Source organism: Pseudoalteromonas sp. NFXS53, from assembly GCF_056629255.1.
Window position 1 is genome coordinate 41,894 of the sequence record NZ_JBWVBR010000015.1, and the last position, 24,313, is coordinate 66,206.

Annotated in this window: 16 protein-coding genes, 1 other RNA gene and 1 pseudogene; 10 read left to right on the forward strand and 8 right to left on the reverse strand. The window is 42.4% G+C overall.

Annotation, left to right across the window (positions count from 1 at the left end; genetic code table 11):
* Window positions 1-20: 20 nt before the first annotated feature.
* A complete protein-coding gene (locus tag AC1HJP_RS15465; protein ID WP_480362572.1) occupies window positions 21-1,907 on the reverse strand; it encodes a penicillin-binding protein activator in 1,887 nt (628 codons plus the stop codon).
* Between the two features lie 64 nt (window positions 1,908-1,971).
* Here AC1HJP_RS15465 and rsmI point away from each other — a divergent pair, with 64 nt between their 5' ends.
* The 3 genes from rsmI (at window position 1,972) to AC1HJP_RS15480 (ending at window position 10,697) form a co-directional block, all read left to right on the forward strand.
* The gene (rsmI, locus tag AC1HJP_RS15470) at window positions 1,972-2,832 is read left to right on the forward strand and encodes a 16S rRNA (cytidine(1402)-2'-O)-methyltransferase (RefSeq protein ID WP_480362573.1); all 861 of its coding nucleotides are present in this window, start codon (window positions 1,972-1,974) and stop codon (window positions 2,830-2,832) included.
* 49 nt (window positions 2,833-2,881) lie between these two features.
* Window positions 2,882-3,242, forward strand: an RNA gene (gene rnpB, locus AC1HJP_RS15475) — RNase P RNA component class A.
* Window positions 3,243-3,530: 288 nt separating this feature from the next.
* Window positions 3,531-10,697: a LamG-like jellyroll fold domain-containing protein gene (locus AC1HJP_RS15480; RefSeq protein WP_480362574.1), complete on the forward strand. Its 7,167-nt coding sequence runs from the start codon at window positions 3,531-3,533 to the stop codon at window positions 10,695-10,697.
* 142 nt (window positions 10,698-10,839) lie between these two features.
* Here the strand turns inward: AC1HJP_RS15480 and AC1HJP_RS15485 are convergent, their stop codons facing one another.
* Both AC1HJP_RS15485 and AC1HJP_RS15490 read right to left on the reverse strand, forming a co-directional pair.
* Window positions 10,840-11,865 (reverse strand): M48 family metallopeptidase, encoded by a 1,026-nt coding sequence (locus tag AC1HJP_RS15485; RefSeq protein ID WP_480362575.1) that lies wholly within the window; start codon window positions 11,863-11,865, stop codon window positions 10,840-10,842.
* 4 nt (window positions 11,866-11,869) lie between these two features.
* Window positions 11,870-12,834, reverse strand: a pseudogene (locus AC1HJP_RS15490) (YjgN family protein).
* Window positions 12,835-13,123: 289 nt separating this feature from the next.
* On the opposite strand from AC1HJP_RS15490, the gene AC1HJP_RS15495 reads away from it, so the two are divergent.
* The 4 genes from AC1HJP_RS15495 to AC1HJP_RS15510 all read left to right on the forward strand — a co-directional run bounded on the left by AC1HJP_RS15495 (window position 13,124) and on the right by AC1HJP_RS15510 (window position 15,903).
* On the forward strand, window positions 13,124-13,786 hold the full coding sequence (locus AC1HJP_RS15495) for a methylamine utilization protein (RefSeq protein WP_480362576.1): 663 nt from the start codon (window positions 13,124-13,126) through the stop codon (window positions 13,784-13,786).
* Entirely contained in the window at window positions 13,783-14,616 is an 834-nt protein-coding gene (locus AC1HJP_RS15500; RefSeq protein WP_480362577.1) for a DUF3034 family protein, read from the forward strand. Before AC1HJP_RS15495 ends, AC1HJP_RS15500 begins: the two co-directional genes overlap by 4 nt.
* Window positions 14,617-14,618: 2 nt before the next feature.
* The gene (locus AC1HJP_RS15505) at window positions 14,619-15,044 is read left to right on the forward strand and encodes a group I truncated hemoglobin (protein ID WP_480362578.1); all 426 of its coding nucleotides are present in this window, start codon (window positions 14,619-14,621) and stop codon (window positions 15,042-15,044) included.
* A 124-nt stretch (window positions 15,045-15,168) separates the two neighbouring features.
* Window positions 15,169-15,903 carry a substrate-binding periplasmic protein gene (locus AC1HJP_RS15510; RefSeq protein WP_480362579.1) on the forward strand — a complete coding sequence of 245 codons (735 nt, stop codon included), beginning with the start codon at window positions 15,169-15,171 and terminating at the stop codon, window positions 15,901-15,903.
* Here AC1HJP_RS15510 and AC1HJP_RS15515 read toward each other — a convergent pair.
* The 5 genes from AC1HJP_RS15515 to AC1HJP_RS15535 all read right to left on the reverse strand — a co-directional run bounded on the left by AC1HJP_RS15515 (window position 15,892) and on the right by AC1HJP_RS15535 (window position 20,574).
* The gene (locus tag AC1HJP_RS15515) at window positions 15,892-17,370 is read right to left on the reverse strand and encodes a sensor histidine kinase (protein ID WP_480362580.1); all 1,479 of its coding nucleotides are present in this window, start codon (window positions 17,368-17,370) and stop codon (window positions 15,892-15,894) included. The two genes, AC1HJP_RS15510 and AC1HJP_RS15515, sit on opposite strands and share 12 nt — an antisense overlap.
* On the reverse strand, window positions 17,367-18,101 hold the full coding sequence (locus AC1HJP_RS15520) for a response regulator transcription factor (RefSeq protein ID WP_480362581.1): 735 nt from the start codon (window positions 18,099-18,101) through the stop codon (window positions 17,367-17,369). Before AC1HJP_RS15520 ends, AC1HJP_RS15515 begins: the two co-directional genes overlap by 4 nt.
* Before the next feature lie 91 nt (window positions 18,102-18,192).
* On the reverse strand, window positions 18,193-18,903 hold the full coding sequence (locus AC1HJP_RS15525) for a spondin domain-containing protein (RefSeq protein ID WP_480362582.1): 711 nt from the start codon (window positions 18,901-18,903) through the stop codon (window positions 18,193-18,195).
* 10 nt (window positions 18,904-18,913) lie between these two features.
* On the reverse strand, window positions 18,914-19,618 hold the full coding sequence (locus AC1HJP_RS15530; protein WP_480362583.1) for a spondin domain-containing protein: 705 nt from the start codon (window positions 19,616-19,618) through the stop codon (window positions 18,914-18,916).
* A gap of 125 nt (window positions 19,619-19,743) precedes the next feature.
* Window positions 19,744-20,574, reverse strand: a complete 831-nt coding sequence (locus tag AC1HJP_RS15535; protein WP_480362584.1) for a LysR family transcriptional regulator — start codon at window positions 20,572-20,574, stop codon at window positions 19,744-19,746.
* 218 nt (window positions 20,575-20,792) lie between these two features.
* Between AC1HJP_RS15535 and AC1HJP_RS15540 the strand changes: the two genes are divergently transcribed.
* From AC1HJP_RS15540 to AC1HJP_RS15550, 3 genes are all read left to right on the forward strand, one after another.
* Window positions 20,793-21,137: a MaoP family protein gene (locus AC1HJP_RS15540; RefSeq protein ID WP_404393069.1), complete on the forward strand. Its 345-nt coding sequence runs from the start codon at window positions 20,793-20,795 to the stop codon at window positions 21,135-21,137.
* A 139-nt stretch (window positions 21,138-21,276) separates the two neighbouring features.
* Window positions 21,277-22,323 (forward strand): glutathione synthase, encoded by a 1,047-nt coding sequence (gene gshB / locus AC1HJP_RS15545; protein ID WP_480362585.1) that lies wholly within the window; start codon window positions 21,277-21,279, stop codon window positions 22,321-22,323.
* Window positions 22,307-24,292 carry a flavohemoglobin expression-modulating QEGLA motif protein gene (locus AC1HJP_RS15550; protein WP_480362586.1) on the forward strand — a complete coding sequence of 662 codons (1,986 nt, stop codon included), beginning with the start codon at window positions 22,307-22,309 and terminating at the stop codon, window positions 24,290-24,292. Before gshB ends, AC1HJP_RS15550 begins: the two co-directional genes overlap by 17 nt.
* Window positions 24,293-24,313: the final 21 nt, after the last annotated feature.

The window sequence follows — 24,313 nt, forward strand, 5'->3', positions numbered from 1 at the left end:
TTCCCTTATTTAAAAATGAATTAATCCCTTAAGCTTTCTTGGAAGCGATTATGATTTTGCATAAACAGCGGTGTTGGTTTTTGTTCTTCTAATTGCACAAGCTGAATTTTCTTTTGCTTGTATTGTGCCCATTCTAATCGTCTTTCAACGGTATTATTACTTTTAATACTAAGCTTACCAGTTAGCCCTGAGTAAGCTTTACCTGGGATCTTAGCTAATTGTTTCAGTTCAGGGATAAGGTGAACGGCGTCAAAGGCCATGGCAAATAAACGCTGCTCTATATCTGCTTGTTCAGGCCAGAGTGCATCGTATTGTGCTCTGAGATTAAACTTATCAACTGATTTGTTTAGCATCCAAGGCTGCTCAGTAAAGAATAAGCCTTCAAGGTCGCCTTTGTCAGTGTGATCCATACGCTTAGAATAGCTTCTTGAGCTTGCGTATAGAGGAATGCGTTTGGCAAAAGTACTGACGTTGACGTCAAGATAAGGCTTCAATAAACGTGTTTCGATGGCATCGCCTAGAATGTAGATGACATCAATATCCATGCGAGAACGCGTTTCACTCTCTACCTCTTTCCTGAATAGGCTTTTTACAGCTTTGATCCGCTCTTTAGAAGCGTCTACCTCAAGTAAGTTAGCTACGACTTTCGCCATATCTTTGCTATCAGTATATAGACCTACTTCTGGTTCAATCAGGCTATAGTTTTGCCATTCATTTTTGAAATGATTAACGAGTCTTAAACCCGATAGCGTATCTGGTGCCAATAACATAGGCTTTTGAAATTTCTGCGATAAGAAATGCACCATAGCTTGCTCGACTTCATGTTCAGGATTCAGGGCAAAAAAGTATTGTTCACCTGCTAAGCTAGAGGTCTCTGAAGTATTTAAGTGAAGTGTTGGTGTGCTTTGAATGGCGCTGCTGTTACTCACTTTTTCGATGTTGTCTTTGAGTAACGGACCAATGATGAAGTCAAATTGCTGAGAGGCGAGTTGCCTGTCTATGTCTTCGGCACTGAGTTGCTCGTCAATAAAAGTGATTTCTGTAATCTCACTGTGATCCATAGCTGCTAAGAACCCATTTTTTAGGGCGCTGCCTAGGCGTTTACTACTTCCGCTTTGGGGTAGTAGTACAGCGATGCGTTTTGCGTGATAGGGGGCAAGATTTACCGCATTCTGAACTTTCTTGGGCAAAATGTAAGTCGCTGGGTGATTAACAAAGCGACGCTGCCAGTTGTTAAGGGCTTGATGCAGTTGTATACCTGAACCAATATATATTTGTTGGTATTTGGCTAATTTTACCCAGCCTCTTTGGACTACAGTACTTCGGTCGAAGCGCTCCAACGCATAGGATGAAAGTTGCTGTAATGCTTGCCAGATTTCATCATTTAAATTTGCCACTTCTACTTTGTTAGTGAAGCTTAAATCGGCCGCTTTAAAATAGTAGGTAAGTGCTTTTTTCGGCATACCTTGAGAGGCATAAATACGACCCATTAAATACTGGTGCCACGCTTTATGCTCAGGTAAAGACAAGCGTTCTTTTAAAGTTTTAAGAATGTTGAGTGCTGTGCTGTAATTATTGAGCTCTGTTCTTGCTAGTGCGATATAAAGTTTATTTTGCACATAATCGACAGTTTCGTTTCGTTCTAATGCGAGGCAGGCTTGTTCTAAAATAGGCCAGTTTTGCTCTTTTATGGCATTTTCACGGGCACTATAAAGCAGCTGGATACGAGATGCACCTTGCTTGGCTCGTGCTTTGTTAAGTAGCCCCTCCGCATTGAGGACTTCAGGTGCTTGAGTTTGCGGCTGATTCTGCACCGCACGAGGTTGAGCTGGTGATTTTTCGGTTGTACTACACGCCGATAAACCCGACAATACACCTATTACAAGACAAATTACTTTCAGTCGCACCGCAACTTCCTAACGATAAACATTCCTCAAAGGGATATCTTACTGACTGAAACTGGAGAGCTCAATGACAAAAGCACAGAATACAGACAAAATTGGTACCCTTTACGTGGTCGCAACACCGATCGGTAACTTAGCCGATATCAGTGAGCGTGCTTTAACAACTTTAGCAGAGGTTGACTTAATTGCCGCTGAAGATACCCGTCATACGGGTAAGTTATTGAGTCATTTCAATATCAAAGCGAAAACCTTTGCGCTGCATGATCATAACGAAAAACAAAAAGCACAGCAGGTTTTAGATTGGCTAAACGAAGGGCTTGATATTGCATTGGTGTCGGATGCGGGCACGCCACTTATTAGCGACCCCGGTTATGCGGTTGTCAACTTATGTCGTAACGAGGGGGCAGATGTCACACCTGTTCCTGGCGCGTGTGCAGCGATCACGGCATTGTGTTGTTCAGGATTGCCGACAGATAGATTCCAGTTTATTGGTTTTACACCGGCGAAAAGCCAAGCCCGTCAACAGTTCTTTGTTGATGCATTTGAAAGCGGCATCACCAGCATCATGTATGAAAGCACCCACCGCATCATGGCCAGTCTTGAAGATATGCAAACCGCGTTAGGTGCAGAGCAACATGTGGTGTTTGCGAAAGAGCTGACAAAAACATACGAAACTTTCTTTAGTGGCTCTGTAAGCGAACTTATTGAGTATTTGACTAATGAGCCAGAGAAGCAGCGTGGCGAGCTCGTGTTAATGTTGCCAGGGAAAGCCAAACAACAAGACGAAATACCAGCTGATGCACGTAAAATGCTGAGTTTACTTGAGCCTGAAATGCCACTGAAAAAAGCCTGTGGTGTGGTTGCTGAGTACTTTGGTCTGAAGAAAAATGCGCTTTACAAAGCTGTGATTGCCGATAAAGGCGATTAACCGCAAAAAAGCGTGTGATTTTACTGTATCTTGCGTATAATCGCCCGCCTGAGTCAGCCGGATAATCGCTGCCTGTGACGAAAATGATCAGGGGGAGGAAAGTCCGGGCTCCACAGGGCAGGGTGCCAGCTAACGGCTGGGGGGCGTGAGCCTACGACAAGTGCAGCAGAGAGGAGACCGCCAACTTCGGTTGGTAAGGGTGAAAGGGTGCGGTAAGAGCGCACCGGGCCACTGGTAACAGTTGGTTGCAAGGTAAACTCCACCCGGAGCAAGACCAAATAGGGTTCCTTATGGTGTGGCCCACATCGGAACCGGGTAGGTTGCTTGAGCCTAGTAGCAATGCTAGGCCTAGACGAATGATTATCACCTCGCAAGAGGGACAGAACCCGGCTTACAGGCTGACTCACACTCTTTATTTAAGTAAGCGTTTGCTTTTGCAAACGCTTACTTAACCCACTCATTATTCTTTTTTTACACTTTAGTGTTCTTAATCACTGCAAAAAAACGAGTTTCTCAACTACCTCATTGTTCTAATTAGTTAAATTATCTCTTTTAGGCATATTTAAGTTTTTCAGTATGTTGTAGTGCTATTGGGAAACGCTTCAACTTCCACAATGTATCCATATTTAAACCTTATTTGCATGTCATAACCCTTACCTTGAGCTGTATTTGCCAATTTAAAGAGGGGTGTTAATACTATGATGCGGAACAAACTGTACCTAGCATTGCTGACACTGGGGGCGAGTTTCCCCAGTATTGCTCAGTCAAGCTTGGCGCCATTAACGATACATGTTGATGAAAATACCAAAACGAACACGACCATTGGCCGTGTTAGTTTCCTTGGTGGTGTATCGGATAAAACGGTGCGCTTAGAGGTTGGCACGACTGATATAAAAAACTGGATAACAAACGGTGAAGCGTTTGAACCTATTTCATTTGCTTCAACCTTTACACAAGCACCAATCGTATTTGGTCAAATCCAGTCAAACAGTGACTATCAGGTAGAGTACGAAGTAAGTACTTATTCTTATTCTGGCGTAACAAGCAAGAACAATAACCGCTTGTTAATGCGTCATCGTCTAGACAATGTAACAGCCCTTGGTTTTGAAGCGGTATTAGAGTCAGAGTTAGATAAAAAAGGCACAAGCGTTATCCAAAGCTTCCTTGACACTGGCGAAGGTGAAACGCTAGGTTGGATTGCATTTGCTGAGCCTATTTCAGCTTTTTGGAACGACAAGCCTATTGATGTGTCAAGCACTGGCACTTCGGTAACACACAATACCCACGGTCACGCGTTTAGTGTGCCGATGACAGATACTCCGAATATTTTAACATCTTTATCGACGTACAACGGCACTTCGCAAAGTGGCGTGGCAGTTGATGAATTGTCTGCAAATAAAGTAAAAGTTCATATTGATAACCTTGATGATGCGTCACATGCTGCGGAAAACGTAAACGTATTTGCATTACAAGGGTCAGGTTTATTGTTTACTGAGACGATGGCTGTTGTTGGTGAAACAGGTGTTATCACGGTTGATGATACTGACATCGAAAATCCATTCTCAATTACTTTCTCAAAGGCGTATAACAACCCAGTTGTTTTTGTACAAGCAGTTGGTAAAGACAAACAGATCTTTGACGCTGCCGTACGCTTAAATTTCGTTGCACCTATGATACTAGAAGGTTATCTGCATGCAGATAATGAAAACCTTCTACCAAACCGTTTTGGTGAGTTTGAGCTGCATTATCAAATTTTTGAAGCCGGTCGTTGGGATATCCCCCTTGAGCATTACACCTATTCAATCGTGTCTGGTAACGATGCAGGGGTATTCTCAGTTGATCCGGTGAAAGGTGAAATTAAAGTTGCTGACCAAACGCAATTAGATTATGAACTTGGTAACAACCAGTATTCATTAACAGTTCGCGTTACAGATGGTGCGGGAAATCAGTACGATACCTTAGTGACAATTAATGTGAACGACATCAATGATTCATTAAATAATAACGCGCAATCCATTGATGGTCTGGCAGCGGATGACTGGGCTGGTTGGTCAGTAGCCCCGGCTGGTGACGTAAACGGTGACGGTTTCGACGATATCATTGTGGGCTCTCCTCAAGCAGATGTTTATAGAAATGATGGCACCTTCATGTACGAAAATAATGGTGCTGCTTACGTTCTTTTCAGTGATGCAACAGGTACATTCCCATCATTAACAGAAGTGATCGGTGGGACACGTGGTTTTGGTATCATGGGTGCTGCATCTGGCGACAACGCAGGTTTTGCTGTTGCTGGAGGCGTTGATATTAACGGCGACGGATTATCAGACGTTGTAGTCGGTGCACCTTATGCTGATATAAACGGCAAGAATTCAGGTTCCACTTACGTCATCTTTGGTAAAACTGGTACTAACTATGTGCCATTGTCTGATATGAATGCTGGCGGGAGTGATTATGGTTTTGCGATTCACGGTGCATACACAGAAGATTACGCAGGTGGTACGTTAGTCGTTGGTGACGTTAACGGTGACGGTCTGGGTGATATCGTAATTGGTGAAACGGTTACTCGTTTCTTAGCGGGCACAGGCTCTTTTGCATTAAGAAATTTACTTGAAGATGGTACGGCTGATCCAAACCTAGCGTATGTTGTTTACGGTAAAAAAGACAACAATGTTGTTCAGTTAGCTAACGTTGCGACTGACTACAACGAGCAAGGTTTTGCGATTACTCGTCCAAGCAGAAAGTTATTTAGCGACTGGTATTATGGCGCACAAGTTTTACCAACGGGCGACTTTAATAGCGATGGCTTAACAGACTTTATTGTTAGCCACGGTTTATTTGTTGATACCTCTGGTACAAGTTATGTTGTTCATGGCCGTATCGGCGGTGAAGCGATTAAATACAACAATATTTACAAAGACGAACACGGTATTAAGATCACGCCTGAAGGCAGCGGCAATTATGGTTTCGATTTTGGTGATGCAACTCTTGATGCACTTCCTTCATTTACTACTTCTCATGTAGGTGACGTAAACGCCGATGGTGTTGACGATATCGCGTTATTGTTGACAGACACAGGGTGTTGCTCTGGTATTGATCACCCTCGAGCATACATCTTATTTGGTGGTGTTGACGTTGCTGATGAAATCAACCTAGCGGATATTGCCAATGGCAATGGTGGTTTTGTGATTCACAATGATGCGTCAAATATCGACCACAGTGACTTACAAGTTATTTTAGGTTCAATCGGTGGTGCAGGTGACTTAAATGGTGACGGCTTTGATGACATCATCATCGGTGACCCGTTTGCAGAGGACAACAAGGGTCGCGTATACGCTGTTTATGGCCGCGCTGGTACAGAGCCTGTTTATCTTAGTGAGATCATTGAAACCCAACAAGGCTTTTACTCAGAAGGTAATGGTGGCGAGCAACTTGGGCAATTCATTGCAAGTGCTGGCGACATTAATGGCGACGGTATCAAAGACATTCAATTTGGTACACCTTCTGCGAACAAAAACAATCTAAACAACACAGGTGCTGTGTACGTTTTAAATGGTGACGGCAAGTTAGTAACGCTTTGGGGGACTGACGGTAACGACACAATCACAGGTACTGCTTCTGCAGATAATATTGCCACTGGTACAGGTGACGACGTCATTCGAACTAACGGTGGTACTGATGCCGTTTACGCAGGTCCTGGTGAAGATATCATTTACATTTCAGATAACACCTTCACTCGTATTGATGCAGGCGGTAACACAGATACATTAGTATTTGACGGTTCAGGTATTAATCTAGACCTTGCAACTCAAGCTTCTCGTGTTCGTAACGTTGAAGTATTTGATATCCGTGGTTCAGGTGCTAACTCAATTACGCTTAATAAGAGCGTGAGCAGTAACTCAAACTTACGTATTTTAGGTGATAACGACGACTATGTTGGTGCCGCAAATAACCAATGGGTTGACTCCGAAACAACACAAGTTATCGATAATGTAACTTATAAAGTATTTACGTCTGGCTCAGCGACTATGTTAGTGCAAGATGGTTTAACAGTTACAGTTAATAATGCCCCAACGATAGAAGACCAAACGTTTACGGTTAGTGAAATTGCTGCCAGCGGTACAGGAATTGGCATACTTGCAGCCGATGCAAATGATGTTGGTGACTTCGTTACGTTCCAAATCTTGAGTGGTAATGAAGACGGTGATCTCGTATTAGATGCACAAACAGGTGTATTAAGCATTAGCCCAACCATCTCTCGTTTAGATTTTGAAAATACCGCGACTTACACATTACAAGTGATTGTGTATGACCAATACAATACGACTGACACTGCACAGGTTACTGTTGACGTATTAGATATGGATTCAATGGAAATTACGTTAGAAGGTGATGTAAGTGGTGAAGGTAGTTACTGGGGTGAAAACACGGTTTTAGATTTGCTTGGCATGAGTGCGTCTGAGTGGGCGTCAACAGAAACGAAGCATACTTGGACTGTGCCAGAAGAAAATCTGCCAGATGATCCTGCGATTATTCGAATTGAGTCACATGGTAAAATCCATTACGTGGGCGGCATGGACTTATTCGGCGGTTGGGTTGAAGCTGACATCCCTCTTTCTATGGACTTACGATTCCCGGATGAAATAGCTGCTGGTCAGCCAGTTAATTTAGCAACCAAGTTTACCGTTGGTGAAAATGCAAACTTCATTGCGTCGTCTCCTGGTGTACAAATCTCTGCTGAGTTAATTTTTGAAGATTATTTAATTAAATATGAATCAGCATTGTTTGAAAAACTAAATGGTCAAACCAAAATTGATTACGCGTCTTATGAGAAAGTCGTCGGTTCTGAATCGTTTGGTGTTTACGGCGAAAACTGTGCTAACGCCCTTAACCGTGCCGATTGCTACGAGTTGGAAGATGGTGTTGAAGTTTACGATTTAACTCGTGACCTTACCGATGAAGAAATTACGTCTTTAACAGAAAGCTACTTTTACGAGTTATCCGTTGCTGTCGCAACAGAAAACGCAAAAGCCAGAAGTGACGACATTAGCTTTGGTACGAGTGTGGTAAATGGTGTGGAAGTTATCGACGCTGTATACGCTCACATAGGTTTAACGGATGGCGTTGAAATTATCAGCACGGATGTTTCTGATCCGACAGCTACGATCATTTCATACATTCCTGCGAATGTATCTGATGAGAATATCGCTCTATTTATTAAAAACTTAACCCGTGATTCATTAGCAGAGTTATCTTCAAATGCGAGAAAAGCGATTGAAAAAGCGATTGACTTAGACGTAGACAATTTACGTTTCTTAGCAGGTCACGACTTAAAGGATTGGGTATCGGAAGAAATTTACTGGGGTTCTAACTGGACCAAGTGGCATGCTGCAGCAGGCATGGAGGCTATGGAAGGTACGTCTGAACAATGTATTGACGACTATTTTGCACCAGCTGGTGACGATTTATACCGTCGTTACAAATTCAGCACGCTTGATACTTTCTTAAGTGCAGCGCTTGATTTAAAACAAGACTTTGAGTTGAACATTGAATCTTCTGCGATTCTAGTTCTAGAAGATGGCACTGAGATTTATTTCGACCCAGAACAAGATATTACCTTTACACCAGAGTTAACTCATGACGTTAACAATGACGGCATGATTGACGCAACGTTAACCGTCAATGCTGCATCGAACTTTGTTAATAACAGTAAGATGAGTGCATTCTTTAGAATGCCATTTAAATTACTTGAGTTTGAGTACAACGTGCAAGAAGCGGTATGTACAGCTGACAATATCTACACCAAGGGTAACCAAGGTTTGATGTTTGAGAAGGGGTCTTATGGACCACTATACGACAGCGAGAAAGTGGTTACGGCTGGCGACACAGATTTTGGTGGACCTACCGAAATCACTATCGCGCAAAACTCGTTCACGACCCAATTATCTTTTGACTTATGTAGTAACAGTGCAGCATGTGGTGAACCGGTATTGTCATATGGCAATAATGCGCCAGTGGCATCTGATGTAACAGTAGCAGGTGAGTTTATAGGTAAATCTGCCTTAACAGCATCTTACACTTATACTGACAATGAAGGTGATATCGAAGAGGCAACAAATTACCAATGGTATCGCTCTGCGACAGGCAGCAACGGTGATGCGCAAGTTATTGTTGGTGGCTTATCTCAATCATATACCTTGTCGCTTGAAGACATTGATAACTATGTTGCGTTCTGTGTAACACCACATGATGGCACGTTATTCGGTGCCCCTGAATGCTCTGAGTGGACGTATGTTGAAAGCCCGTTCCATCAAGATATGTCTATTTTGGGTGGTTTTGGTCAATCAATTGTGTTGAACGGTACAGATCAGAGCATGATTCAAACTATGGATTCAGGCTTTAATCCAAACAGTTCATACACGATTGAAGCGTGGGTAAAAGTGAACTCGTTGAATCCAGAAGAAAACTCTAATTTATTCACTTTCTCAGAAGACGCAAACTCTTCAAAGGCTGCGGTGAGAATATTCTCTGATGGTCGTTTACGTGTGAAAGCAACAAACACCACGTTTAAGTCAACTGAGACAATCACTGTTGGTCAGTGGCAGCACTACGCTGTGAGTTATGACCAGCCGACACAGCAGTTGTCTGTTTACTTAGACGGTGAGCTAATCATCTCTAAAGTGGATGCTGCACAAGATAGCAATGTTTACTTTGTGTGGGGGTCTGGCAACGACGGCGTGAGCAAAAAGTTAGATGCCAATATTGATGAGATCCGCGTGTGGAACTATGCGAAATCGCAAGATTCTATTGCTGCACAGCGCAATTTAAGTGCGTCGTTAAATGAGTCAAGTTTGGTGTCTTATTATAGCTTCGACAATGAAGTAAACGGTGAAACTTCAGACTTAACAGGTGCAAGCACTATGGTACTTGTTAACACGCCAACGTTCGAAAAACACAATACTTATTTAACATTCGATGGTAATGGCGACTATGTAAATGTGCCCTATGAAGATCTGTCTTTAAACTTTGGTGATGAGAGTTTCACGATTAAAGCTAAAATCTATATCGAGCCAGGCACTAAGGGAGTACATCGCCTTATTGCAGCCAAAAAAGCGTCTAACAATGATGTTCATAAAGGTTGGCAATTCCTAGTAAATCAACATAATCGTTTGCAATTTAACTACCATACGACCAATGATGGTGCGCGATCAATAGTTTACACAGGTCATGGTAAAGACCTTAAAACTGGTCGCTGGTACGATGTTGCAGCGCTTATCGACTGGGAAAATAATGACTTCAAACTGTTTGTTGGCGGCGAAAAAGTTATGCGAATTAACTTAGGTCAGCAGAAAAACATGAACAATACATTACCGCTTCGTATTGGTGCATATAGCGATGGTGATACAACAACCAGTGCCTTCCAAGGACACATTGATGATGTCGCTGTTTGGACTCGTGCATTGACTGATACTGAAGTTGCTGATTGCACTGTCGAAATGGGAGCTGGGTGTGAACAAGCGTTATTTTTATACTATGACTTCGAACAAGACAGCGCGAAGAACTTAGCAAAAGATGAGTTTCACGGCACTATTAATGGCGCGGTTGAAGTAGATAACAGCCTTGATATTAAGTTTACAACGACTGAGTATGCTACTTTTGCTGGCAAGCTGCCAGGCGGTACTGGCGTCACATTCGGATTAGCAGATGCGCCTGCCTTCGGCGATGTCGTCATCAGCGAATACTCAGGTGAGTTTATTTATACACCAAATGGCAGTGCAAATGGTGCAAGCGATTCATTTAGTTATTACATTTATAGTAGTGATAATGGTCAAAGTCTGAAGCAGATTGTCACCATTGAGTTCGAATAAGCTTATTCGTCAATAAAAATAAAAGCCGCGATACTTGTGTGTCGCGGCTTTTTTATACTTGCTCACTAAAAGAATCGTTATTGAACTAACCTTTTCATTTCACTCTTATTGAAGCTGTGCTTGAACAGAGCTACAAATCTTATTACTTAAAGTTATTTGCATTCTCGATACGAGATTTAATGCTCGGGTGAGTAGATAAGTATTTACTCCATGCACCCTCTTCATCACTCTCTAGTTCAATGCCTGCTTGCTCAGCGATAATCTCTAATGCTTTGGCAAACTCTTTGGGGTCGATACCGTGCTGCTTCATATGCTGCAGGGCGTATTCGTCCGCCTCTTTTTCCATATCTTGCGAAAAACGCTGCTGCAAAATTGTTGAACCAGTACCAAGCAGTACTTCGGCAAAGCCTTCTAAATCGCCGAAGATCATTGCAAATGCAATAGCACCTGCTGCTGCCTGTGCTGCCATACGAATACTATGCTGTTTTTCAACATGACCGATTTCATGGAGTAAAACGGCTTGTAGTGCCAGAGGGTGCTCTTGCATGCTTTTTACAAGGTCATCGGTCACTACGATTTGACCATGCGGGAGCGCGAAGGCGTTTGCACCAAAGAAATCAGACTGATAGAAGCTCAACTTAAACTGCTCTGTAGATAGAGATAGTTTTTGTAAACTATCGTCCCATAGCTGAGTCACTGTTTGCTGTTCTTGCGCTGACAATGTGGTCGGTTCAAGCACGGCTTTTTCTATGGCATACATAGACTGCTCACCCATTTCTTGTACTACTGTATCGGGCACTAAGTCATAGGTTTGCACAGCAAACTCAGGCACAGCTTTAAATAGAATACCGTAGATTAAAATAGGGCTTAGTAAGATAGCAGCGAGCACTGCAAATAGATTTTGCTCTAGCTTTTCAATCAGCTTTAAACGTTTTCGCTCAGTTGGCCAGCGAAATTTAACGTCTTCTGGTAGAAAGCGGCTACCATCGCTGAATGTAATTTCTTGAGATTGACCTAAAATAGGTTCTCCTAAAATCGCACTCGTAAAGTCGTAGCTTTCTTGCTCGCCGCCCTCATGGTTCAACATCAACTTAGAGTCAAATACCGAAGCTGAGCAGGTAACAGCTTTGCTGCTACCTGCCGGATATAAAGTACCAAATATCTTCATATGCTTAAGTTAGAGAAATATCTACGTCAAATATGTTTGCCGCTTCTTCAGCATCAGCAAGTGAAGATTGTGACTCTCGGTATACTTCCATTACTTGTTCTGCATTTTCAGATAAAGTCACAGTGGTTGCTGCAGCAAGCATTTGTGCTTTGCGTACTTTTGTCCAAGGGAAGGCAAGACCAAGCGAGAAAATAATGGCTAGTGCATTTGTTGCAAGTAGTAATGAGTATTCAACGGTATCTAGCTTTGATTCAAATGTCGCCACATCTTCTAGTTGCGCATTCGCAAAAATATGGTTGCGGATCTTACTTTGGTAAATACCTGCAAGTAGGCTGATCGCTAAGAAGTTAAAACCTAGTGAGATAAATACCATGGCTACGCCAAGAGAACCAGGATCACCGAAACTGCCCATAACGCCAGCGATAATGGCGCTTATGACACCAAAACCAATCACGACAATTAAACATCTTAAGACTGCGCCGTAGTAGCGACCTGCTGAAAGCTCGACTTTTAAGGCTTTATTACCGTATTCAATATTATTGTGAATATAAGTGTCGATTTTTTTATTACCCAAGGCATCGCAATATAAAGCGTTATTGCACCGACAATTGGTAGTAATACAAAGTGGGTTAATGCATCTAGGTAGCTACCTTTAAAGCCAAAGCGCACATTGCGGTGACTCGTCATTCTTAAGTTGAAGCGTAAACTTTGATTGATTAACCAAGGAATCGCTGCTGCCCAAATTACAAAAAATACCAGTGCCATTGCTGGGCTGTAAGTACTTAAAGTGATGTATAACGCAAAAATAGCAAAGGCTATGATACGACCTTTAAGGATCTGCATAGGTGTTGCTAGATAATTGAAGCGATGGCCATCAATTGATGTGTGACCATAGAAGTATTGCTTTGTTCTTACCGTTGCCCACGCTGAGTAAATGCCAAGAGTGACAATACTGAGCAAGATGTTCACGATCCAAATACCAAAATAATCTTTCGCATTACCAGTGAATAGGACTTGATGTGTTTAGTGCTCAGGTTGAGCGGATAGCTTTATTTCTTCCATAATAATTATCCATGTTGTTGTAAGTCGGATATAAAATATCCCATTTGTACCTGAAATCCAAGAATATAACGAAGTAGCTTTAAGGTAATACCTTATAATCGAACGGTTTTTTATTATTGTGGTTCAACACACTTTTATAGACTTTCTATCTATAAGCTTCTAACCTTTTATTATTCTTGCGCTATAAGCACACATTATGACTCGTCTAATTATTTCTGCGTTTTTGCTATTCACTTGCGTTTTTGCATCAGCGCAAACCAACATTAAGGTTGTTGACCAACTTAATCAGCCACTTGCTGATGCTGTGGTTAGTTTTGTATTTAAAGGTGCGCCTCCAGCTATATCTGTAAGTCCAACTCCTTATATTATGGATCAAGTGAGTAAGGCGTTCTTACCTCATGTACTCGTTGTTCCAAAAGGAGCTCAGGTAAGTTTTCCTAATAGTGATGATATTCGCCATCATGTGTATTCTTTTTCTGAAGCTAAAACATTTGAGTTGAGGCTCTACCACGGCCAACCAAAAGCGCCGTTAGATTTTTCAAAATCGGGCATTGTGGTACTTGGCTGTAATATTCATGATTCGATGGTGGGCTACATTTATGTTTATGATGATAAGCCTGCAATAAAAAGCTCTGAGTTAGGCCTGGTTACTATGCCATATGCCAAAGAGCAACTTGAGGCTATCACCGTTTGGCATGCGAGAGCAAAAATTGGTGTTGATCGTCTGCGTACAATCAAACTCGATGACTTAAAGTTGGTTGATGGCAATATTGAGATCACACTTGAAGTGAACCCGCCAGAGAAACGAGATAGCTTCGAGAATCTATTTTCTGACTTAGCTCAAGGGGATAAGTTATGAAAATAGCGATAGCGAGCACGTTGTTACTTGCCTGTCTTTCGGTGAGTTTTGCATCGCAAGCGAGTGGTAAATTGCTCGGTACACCGGGTGTTTCTCAAGTAGAGGGATCTGCGGGGGGCGGGTTAGTCCCTTGGGCACAATTAGCTGGCTATGCCACAGAAGATGAGTGGGCAATATCGGGGTTTTGCACTAAAGCCGATGTGGATGATTTCTCTTTGAATGTGTGTGGCGCGCAAGCAAACTTTTTCGACAGACTTGAGTTAAGTTACGCTGAACAAGATTTCAAAGTTAACCCGCTAAATACCGAACTTTCACAGAGCATTACCGGCGCTAAAGTCAGACTCTATGGTGATTTGGTTTATAGTCAATGGCCGCAATTGACGTTTGGTGTGCAATATAAAAAGCTTGATACTCCAGCGGTTGCAAATGCGCTGGGCGCAGCTGATACATCAGGTTATGACTATTATCTTTCTGCCAGTAAGTTACATTTGGGTGCGGCATTTGGATATAACCTGTTATGGAATGCTACGGTACGCAGTACGTCTGCAAATGAAATGGGGCTACTCGGCTTTGGTTCGGCCAATCATGATCGCAGTGTACAGCTTGAGTTATCGTCGGCTGTTTTGCTAAACCAGCATTTAGCAGTGGGCGTTGAATATCGTCAGAAACCAGATAACCTTGGCTTGCAAGAAAGCGATTGGCGCGATGTGTTTGTGGCTTGGTTTCCCAACAAGCATGTCAGTGTGACGGCGGCATATATTGATTTAGGCGCGATTGCAGCATTACCAAAACAAACAGGTTGGTATTTATCAGTGACAGGATACTTTTAATAATGAGCAAAGTGTTTTTAATCATCAGTGCTGTGTTGCTGATTGGTCTGAGCGGATGTGCTTCACAGCCCAAATCTAACTTATATCAGCAACTTGGTGCTGAGCAGGGAATAGAGCGCATTGTTGATGCGTTTATTAAGCGTATTGCAAAAGATAAAACGATTTTACCGTACTTTGCTAAATCGAGCGTCAGTCACTTTCGCGCTGGCTTTATTACTCACATGTGTGACATCAGTGGTGGGCCTTGTGAATATACGGGAGACTCTATGGTTGATATTCACACTGGTATGAATATCAATGAAGCAGATTTTAACCGTGTCGTGGAGCTATTGGTATTAGCGATGGAAGATGCAGGAGTCAGTTATCGTGAGCAAAACCGAGTACTTGCCAAGCTGGCACCAATGAGAGGTGAGGTTATTAAGCGTTAATCTCTGCATCTTTTTTAATAAGCAATGAAGTGGCAAGTGAATGTATGAAAAATCAGGATCTTTGCCCTTTATTTAGATGCATGTCCTATACTTTTCTCATGGTTAGATTTTTAGAGAAAGGTGCATGTTAGGCTTACTACTCAATACACTTATGTTGTCTACAAGCTTACAACTCTCTACACCTAATATTCAGTGGTATACCGAAGATTACCCGCCTTTCAATTATCAAAGCCAAGGTCAGTTGCATGGCCTTGCTTTGAACGTACTTCGCTCAGCTTATCAAGACCTTGATTGGTATTTAGATGAATCGAAAATCGTGCTTGCGCCTTGGCCTCGAGTGTATAAAAGTGTGCAAGAACAAGCGAGTACTTGCGTGTTTTCTATGACATTTACAGAGAGGCGAAACAAATTATTCAATTTTGTTGGCTTGGTCATTCCCAACACAGTGGCAGTAATTGCCCATAAAGAAACGGACATTAGTATTTCGCAATTAAAGCAAGATAAGTCTTTAACCTATGGGGTTGTCAAAAACGACATTGGTCATCAAGCATTGCTTGCTTATGGTATCTCAGAATCTCAGTTTGTGTACTTAAAAACAGGGTTAGAGTTGGTGCAAATGATAGATCATAAGCGGGTTGATTTAATTGCCTATGGCGATGCTATCGCTCGGTTTCAGTTTAAGCGCGCTAATATCAACCCGAAAAACTACCGTTTACTCATGCCACTATTAAATTCAAAGCTAGGCTTTGCTTGTAATAAACATGTGCCTCAAGCCCTCTTGCAGCAATTGGATAACGCCATTAAAGCATCAGTTAAGAGCAGTCCTAGTTTATTGATTTATCATGACTCAAGTGAGTGAGTTTGTCGCTTTACGCACAGCAAAAGAGAACTCGGTGCCTTTACCTAATTCGCTATCAACCTTGATCTCTGATTTTAACAAACGAATAAGGCGGGAGGTTATCGCCAGCCCTAGACCCGCATGGGTCTTTTTACAGCCTTGACTGTTGCTTGCCTTGTAGCGGGCTTCAAAGATATAAGGCAGTTCTTTGGCATTGATACCCAGTCCGGTATCTCGCACAGCTAATGCATATTGTTTATTGTGTTCGCTGACTTCAATGGTGATGTTTCCTCCCGACGGCGTGTGTCGAATGGCGTTATCAATCAAGTTCGTTAGCACCCGCTCTAATTTAGCGATGTCAGAGTAAACTTGGGCATCAAAGGTTTTGGGCTGCACAGTTAAAGTAATGTTGGCTTGCTCAGTTTTTAGTGCGAACTTTGCCAAAATGTCATAAATCAATTCACCTAAATTAAACACTTCAAATTGTACATTGGCATGACCAGATTCAAGGTGTGCAAGCTCGAATATTTGGTCGATCAAGCTTTTCAATTGGGTGCAGTTCTTAAGCGCAACTTGAAGGTAATGCAGCTGTTGCTCAGGCTTAGCATGCTGCTTTTCAATTAACTCTAAGTACCCTTGCAATGAAGCAAGCGGAGTACGCAAATCATGAGAGAGGTGGGCCAATAATTGACGGCGTTGTGAGTCAAGTTCTGTGAGTTGTGCCATCTGCTGATTAATGGTCACCAGCATTTGATTAACACTGTTGCCAAGCTGGTGGACTTCGTTATCAGAGTTTGACCACTGTGGCATAGTCAACTCAGTTAAATCAAATTTCGCGTCTTCAGCTTTGTGAATAAAGTCGCCAAGTTGCTTGAGGGGCGAGGTGATATAGCGAAAGAGCAGCACAGCTACGAACATTAAAATGATCACTAAGATCAACAAACCAGCAGAATGTTGAAACAAGTGATCTGAACTGCTGATCTGAGTAAAAATAGAGTCATAGGCTGAAGAGCCGATAATCACATATAAATACCCCTGAAGCGTGTCGTTGTTATAAACCGGTGCAACAGAGAAGATTTTTTGTTGATCAAAACTGCGCGGATCATCGCCAAAAATCGGTAAGTTGTGTGGCTCTTCTATCAACTGTAACAAAGGGCGTAAATCGACACTTTGCTTTTTAACATCACCAGGTTTAGCGGAGTAGGTGACTAATTTGCCGCTAGGATCGACAAAGTAAAACTCAAAAGACGGGCCCAATACCATTAAGGTATGAAATAGGCTTTCAAGGGCCTTATAGTCGTAAACGCCTTGTTTTAGTAACGGGTTATCATTGGCGAGGTGCTCTGCAAGGCCTAAATGCAGTTTTTGCTCGGCTTGAGAGCGAGACACTTCAGACACACACTGTGTCCAAGTCACAAACGAAATGAGTATGATGAAAAGCACCGCTGAAATAGTCAGACTGAGGCGCTGATAAAGAGATTGGATCATAATGATGCCTGTAGCAGTGATTTGGCGTTTAGTTTGTAACCTACACCCCATACTGTTTCGATAATGTCTTGTTGGCATAAGTTACCTAACTTACTGCGTAGACGGTTTATATGTGAATTAACGGTATGTTCGTAACCTGAGTGGTCATAACCCCAAACTGATTCGAGTAATTGGGCACGTGAAAATACTTGATTGGGGTGTTTGGCAAAGAAGTGGATCAGATCAAATTCGGTTGCTGTGAGGTCAATAAGTTGATCATTGATAAAGACTTCATGGCCTCCGGTATCGATTTGCAGCGCGCCTAACATCAAGGCAGTTGGCGCTGTTGCGATTGTATCGGTTGGCTGTTGCTGCATTTTGAGCAATTTAATATGGCGGATCTGGGCTTTGATCCTTGCTTGGAATTCTCGATAGCTAAATGGTTTGCAAATATAGTCATCAGCACCAATCTCTAGGCCAATTACTCTGTCCATCTCACTGCTTTTAGAGGTCAGTAATACCACGCTGATATGAGGAAATAGAGATTTGATCTCTCGGCAAACACTGAGACCGTCCATGCCAGGCAACATAATATCGAGTAGCACGATGTCGAAATGGTTTTGCATTAATTTTGCCATGGCGCTTTCCCCATCGCTTACGTGCTCAACATCCAGTGCCAATTCTTTTAAATGCACTTGAACTAACCCTGCAATATCGAGATCGTCTTCAACGACCAATACTTTATGCTGCATATCTCAACCCTCTTAAAGTAAATCATGCCTTTAATAGGCTGTTATTTACTTTGTAATGCCCATTACACGCCGTGCAATGGGCATGTAGGGTCTATTTCATTCTTGTTATTGTGACCATCATCAGTGGGTTATCGAATTTATGCGTGCTATCTAATACTGAGGTAGAGAGCCCGTCATCATTACCGACAACGCCAGGATGCATCGCGACCTTATCCATGGCTTCTCGGGCACTATTGAAGCCTTCTCCGCCATCGGCAGGACCAGGAATAGTCCCTTGTGCTTCAGTATTTGCTTCGGTACCTGCATCATACGCATGGGTACGCATAGAAATACTGTCGCCTTCTGCTAGGTTTGATACGTCCATAGCATTAAGACCGGTAAAACCATCATTTGTATTCACCATCATGGAGATTACAGACAATTTATAGTCTTCAAGGCTTTCGGTAGTGAGCATTAACTCTTGGCTCGCGCCAGGTGCAAGTGGAGCATCTGCTGAGCTTGACATCATAACCACATCTAATCCGAGTAGCCCTGAATTATCCCCGCCTTCAGCCAAGGTTTCTAATTCAGTGCTGGCCGCCTCACCGATTTGCCAAAACTGTCCTTCTTTATGTAGTGCAATACCAATTGGCGAAAGTGGCTGTGCATTAGTGAGGTTCACCGCTGTTACTTTTAGCATAATTTCTTCTGCGGCTGGTGGTGTTGGCATGGGTGTTTCTAACATCACATCATTGTCGTCACTGCCACAACCTGCCAGTAATAGGCCTGCAAATACAGGCGCACATAATTTGAGTGCTTTCATATTTGGCCCCTTACTTTACTGTTACCGTCACTTTAGCTACTGGGTTTAACCAACGGTGTACTGTGTTATGCAAATCGCTTTTACCACCCGTTGCTTCGTCATCACCTAAATTCCCGCGGTGAATATGAACCATCATGTTGGTTTCTTCACTGGTGACACCACTGCCTTGCGTGCCAGGTGCCATACCCGGAGAGGCTGGAATACCCAATGAGCCTGGCGCGCCAGAGCCATCAACAACCAGTTCGTTGTTTGCTTCTGTGCCTGCATCATACGCATTTAGGTAGATATGATATGTGCCTGCTTCGGTTGGAATAGGCCATGTATCCAGACCCACAAAACCATCGTTGGTTGGTAACATCATTGCGACAATAGACAGGGTTGAATTAGTTTCAGAACTTTCAACCATTGCCATAGTTGATGCAGTGGGTGCTAATAACCCTTCAGCTGGGTTTGCTGCAGCGCTAGCATTGATGCCTGACAGCACATCTGCAAGACCTGAAATATCACCGCCTTCAGCCATTGCTTGTAATGGTTCAGACGCTTTACTGCCAATTTGGTAAAGGTGCGCGTCACTGCTATGTGCTGCGACAAGGAGCGGGGTGAAATAAATACCTTGTGTGAGGTTGGTAATTTTTACTTCTACATCAGCGGCCATTGCTGTACCGCCAGCCATTAATGTTAGTCCTGCGATGAGTGCACTTGTTGCTTTGTTCATGTCTTGCTCTTTATAGTTTTGTTAAACACAAATCTAGTGTGCAAGACAGTTATCGCGAAACTATGGCTAATTATTCACAAATTTATCACAAGAGTGTTTTAAATTTATCGCAGCGGAGATTTCTATTACTGAAGCTTAGAAAACAATGCCTTAAACTCAGTAATTAATTGCTCCTGAGGGTTATTTTTACGATAAACCAAGTAAATTGGGCGCTTAATTTGCAGTGGTGTTTCGATTTCAAATAACTCGCCGTTTTCAATTAATGCTTGCACCAGAGGGTAAGGCAAGTAGGCAAAACCACCTTTAGTTTGTAATACTTCAAGCGCAATCATTGCGGCAGAGGTTTTAAAGTTGGGGGTGACTTTATGGTGTAAAGCATGTTCTTTTTGAAAGGTGATGCCCCAATCAACTAACACATAATCTTCTACCTTGGCGTCGAATTGAGGGCGGCTCCCAACCAATGACAAATCAAAGTGACCTATTAACTCATTACAAAAATCGCTGTCTTTGATCGGATCGGTAAGTAAGCCCACATCTAATGAGCGGTCTTCTAATTTTCTTTGTATCGCCTCACGAACAGAGAGCTCTGCGCCAACAACTAGGTCGTCAAAGAGTGCCAGCATGTCTTGAATGCGTGAGCTAAAAAACGCGTCCCATACATTGGGCGTGGCTGCAACACTAAAGGTGTTTTTCTGCATGGCGGCAATAGATAAAGAGAGCTTAGACTGTGCCATTTGACTCACCATTAAGTGTGCATGAGATAACAGCGCTTCTCCGGCAGGGGTCAGTCTTAAATTATTTTTTTCTCGAATAAAAAGAGCCGTATTATAAAACTCCTCAAGCTGCTTTATTCTTGCACTAACAGCGGCTTGAGTGATATACAAGGTTTCTGCAGCGCGTCCAAAATGGCGATTTTCTGCAACGGCGATAAACGTTTTAAAGACTCTAATATCCATTTGTCATGGCTCTCTTCTGTTAATGGCCTCAATTTAAATAAATATTATCTTCACGACAAATATTTTTTGTTTTTCTTCTCATTGATTTTTACATACATTCCGCAAATAAGAGCTTTCTTTGCTCTTGGCAATAATTTGTTCATAAAAGCTGGGTATAGATTAATCAGTTGTATCTAACTTTATTTAACCGTTATATGGCAAACCACTTAGGGGAACATATGAATACGACGATTCGTAAAGGTAAAACACTGTTTTATGGCGACCATTCATTTTCACACGGGTTATCAAGAAGCGGTCATTTTACGTTGAAAGAAGCTGAGTTTTTAGAAAGCTACGGCCATACGTTAAGTGCACTGGCGAATGAGACTTTGCAACCTGAAAATGAAGAAGAGCAATTATTTGTAGCGCAGGTGAAAGACGAAGGTGAGAGCACCTTACATGCTGCCAAGCTTTGGAAAAAATACTTAAAAGCAATCGATAAAAGCAAAGTGGGTCACAGCTTCTCAAGAAGCAGCGGCCGAACTGTGCAAGACATGGGGAATGACTTCAGTTTAGCTGATTAATCATATCGACCCAATCTCTTTATCTGATTGCCAATTAGCCAGTTTCGACTGGCTAATTTTATTTCTGTTACTCATATACCAATCCTCAAAAATAGTGAGTTAAGCGGGTTGGTACTTAAAATCTTAAAGACATATAGCCATGAAAATTTGTTTTATTATGTACCCTTGGGATCGTGTTGAGCCTGAGACAGACACCACGCTTCGCTTAATTCATGAGTGTGTTAAACGCGGTCATACCGTTGCTATGTCAACGGTGAATAACCTGACTATTCGAGACAGTGTGGCGAGTGCATTCTGTGATGTATTTACTCGTAAAACAAAGTGTTCTGACAATGTCGTGAGTTTTTATAAAAATGCCGATTTAAAGCGCACTCAGCTACCACTAGCAGGTTTTGATGCCATTATCATGCGTGCGAATCCGCCGTTAGATACCTTAGCATTAAACTTCTTAGACTCAGTGCGTGGTGATACTTTCATCATGAATGACTTAGATGGTTTGCGTATTGCGAACAACAAAATCTACACGGCGTCTTTTCAAGATACTGAGAGCGAGTTTATTCCAGCTACACACGTATCAAAAAACCGCGAATACTTAGAGCGTATTTTTGATGAGTCTGACAGCGATCGCATGATCTTAAAGCCTCTAGATGGGTTTGGTGGTCGTGGTGTGATTGTCATTGAAAAGTCGGCACGTCAGAGCTTTAGGTCGTTACTCGATTTTTATATCGGCGGTGACGAAAATGGCAAAGGCGAAAATTACGTTATTTTGCAGGACTATGTTGAAGGCGCAGAAGAGGGCGATGTACGTATTATGATGCTCAACGGCGAGCCAATTGGTGCAATGAAGCGTGTGCCAGCAAATGGTGATCTGCGTTCAAACGTGCATGCGGGTGGCCGAGTTGTGAAACATAAATTGACAGAGCAAGAGAAAAAGCTGTGTAAGTACATTGGCCCTAAACTGGTTCGCGATGGCCTTTATTTTACTGGTATCGACGTCATTGGCGGTAAGTTGATTGAAGTGAATGTATTAAGCCCTGGTGGCATTGTACGTATTAATAAACTCAACCGAGTGAAGTTACAAGCACAGGTTATTGATTTTGTTGAAAGCGTCGTGCATGCCAAAGAGCTAGTACGCAACCGTAAAACTGAATTCAGACAGGTAATTGAAAATGCTAACGCTGTCTGAACAGGCGTGTATCGCGAAAATAAGCAAAGGTGAATGCTTTCATGCAGAGGTTGAAGGCGGTGCGTTCATTATTAAAATCGATGAATATACGCCGGTGATCTGTGCGGCCATTCATAACGGCCACCGTTTGCGTAAAGATCTCGAAAAAAGCTTTATGCTTAGTCAAGACGAGCGCTTTTTCGAAGAAGACCCTTATACCGATGAGCTTATTTCGTCATTTCCTATTCAATTAATAGGAAATGACTCACGTTTTGAATATGACTTAAACCGTGCAAAAACCTTGTCGACGTATTTTAAAACGGCATGGAATAAACAGGTGTGGCAAAAGCCGTTGAGTGCGAAACAACGTGGAATTAGTCAAACTAAGCATGAGTCTTTTTATAATGTGCTTGAAGCGATCATTGCTAAAGTAGAGTCACTGTTTAGTCGTGCAATTGTGTTTGATATTCACTCGTACAACTACAAGCGTATCGAAAAAGACACGCCGACGTTTAATATCGGCTCTGGGCAAATTGATGTCGAGCGTTGGGGCAGTGTGGTTAAGCACTTTGAGAAGCAATTGAATAAGATTGAATTGCCTAACTTATCAGTGCGTGCTGCAACAGACGAAGTGTTTCACGGTCGTGGTTATTTAATAAGTCATGTGAATGCACACTTTGATAACACCCTAGTGTTACCAACTGAAGTCAAAAAAGTCTTTATGGATGAAGCATCGGGTGATGTTTATCCTTTGGTGCTTGAAGAGCTAAAAGCAGGTTTTAAGAGTGCTATCTCTGAAACCGCTGCGTACTTTATTCGCCGTTTTGGCAGTAAAAAACGCATGCAAAAAGCCGATATGCTGTCTTCAAGTATCAGCCCTGAGGTGCTAGAAGTTGATAAAGCGCTATTCTCGTTATGTCGTCATATCGAAACACTGAACTTTATTAACCCAGTAAACCTGCAAGCGCAGCGTAAAAAGTTTTTGAAAAATAGCTATATTGCGCCGAGTTTTAACTATAAGCAGCTAGATCTAAACCCTTATAAGTTCAGAGAAAAGCTCTATAAATTACCGGTTGATAATATTCTCGATGCCGATATTCAGCAGTTGTATCGTCATATCATCGATAATTTGGCGAACAAAATTGATTTGTTGGCCACCATAGGTACCGATGAGTTTATGTATAACTCATTAAAATACTATGGCGAGCCGAGTGAAGAAGATATCGCGAACGCACGATTCTTACTGCACTTAAAGCCACAAATTGATGAAAATGAAAAAGTGCTGAATGCGGATGAGGCAATCGCTTGCTTTAAAGCGCAGGCGCAAGAGTGGGGCTTGAACTGTCGTATCGAAAAGTCGGCAAAAATAGTTGCCAAGGCCATGGTCAATAACGACAAAGCATTGTTATTGGTTAACCGAGACGCTAGTTTTACCGAAAAAGAAATTCATGCTTTTGCTTTTCATGAGTTAGGTATTCATATGGTGACGACGTTGAATGCTAAAAAGCAGCCGTTGAAGGTATTTGGATTAGGTTTGTCGGGTAATACTCATACTCAAGAAGGTTTAGCAATCTACAGTGAGTATTGTTCGGGGAGTTTAACACTATCGCGCCTGCAAACTTTGGCGCTGCGTGTTATCGCCGTGAACTATATGCTCAAGCATCGCGATTTTGTGAAAACCTTCCATACTTTAGTGAGTGAGTTTGAGTTAGACAGAGAATTTGCGTTTACTTTAACAACCCGTGTTTATCGGGGTGGTGGTTTTACTAAAGATTATCTCTATCTCAGTGGCTTTAGAGATATCGTTGAACTGGCAAAAACGCAGTCGCTCGATAACTTGCTGGTCGGCAAAACAGGGTTACTTGATTTTGCGATTACCAATGAAGTGGTAGAGCGTGGCTTGGTAAATAAGCCGACGCCTTTATTTGATTTGAGCTATCGACCATCTGGCGATGATGTACTGGATTTTATCGTACAGTCTATTCGTTAATAGGTAAGCCTCGAAGTACAG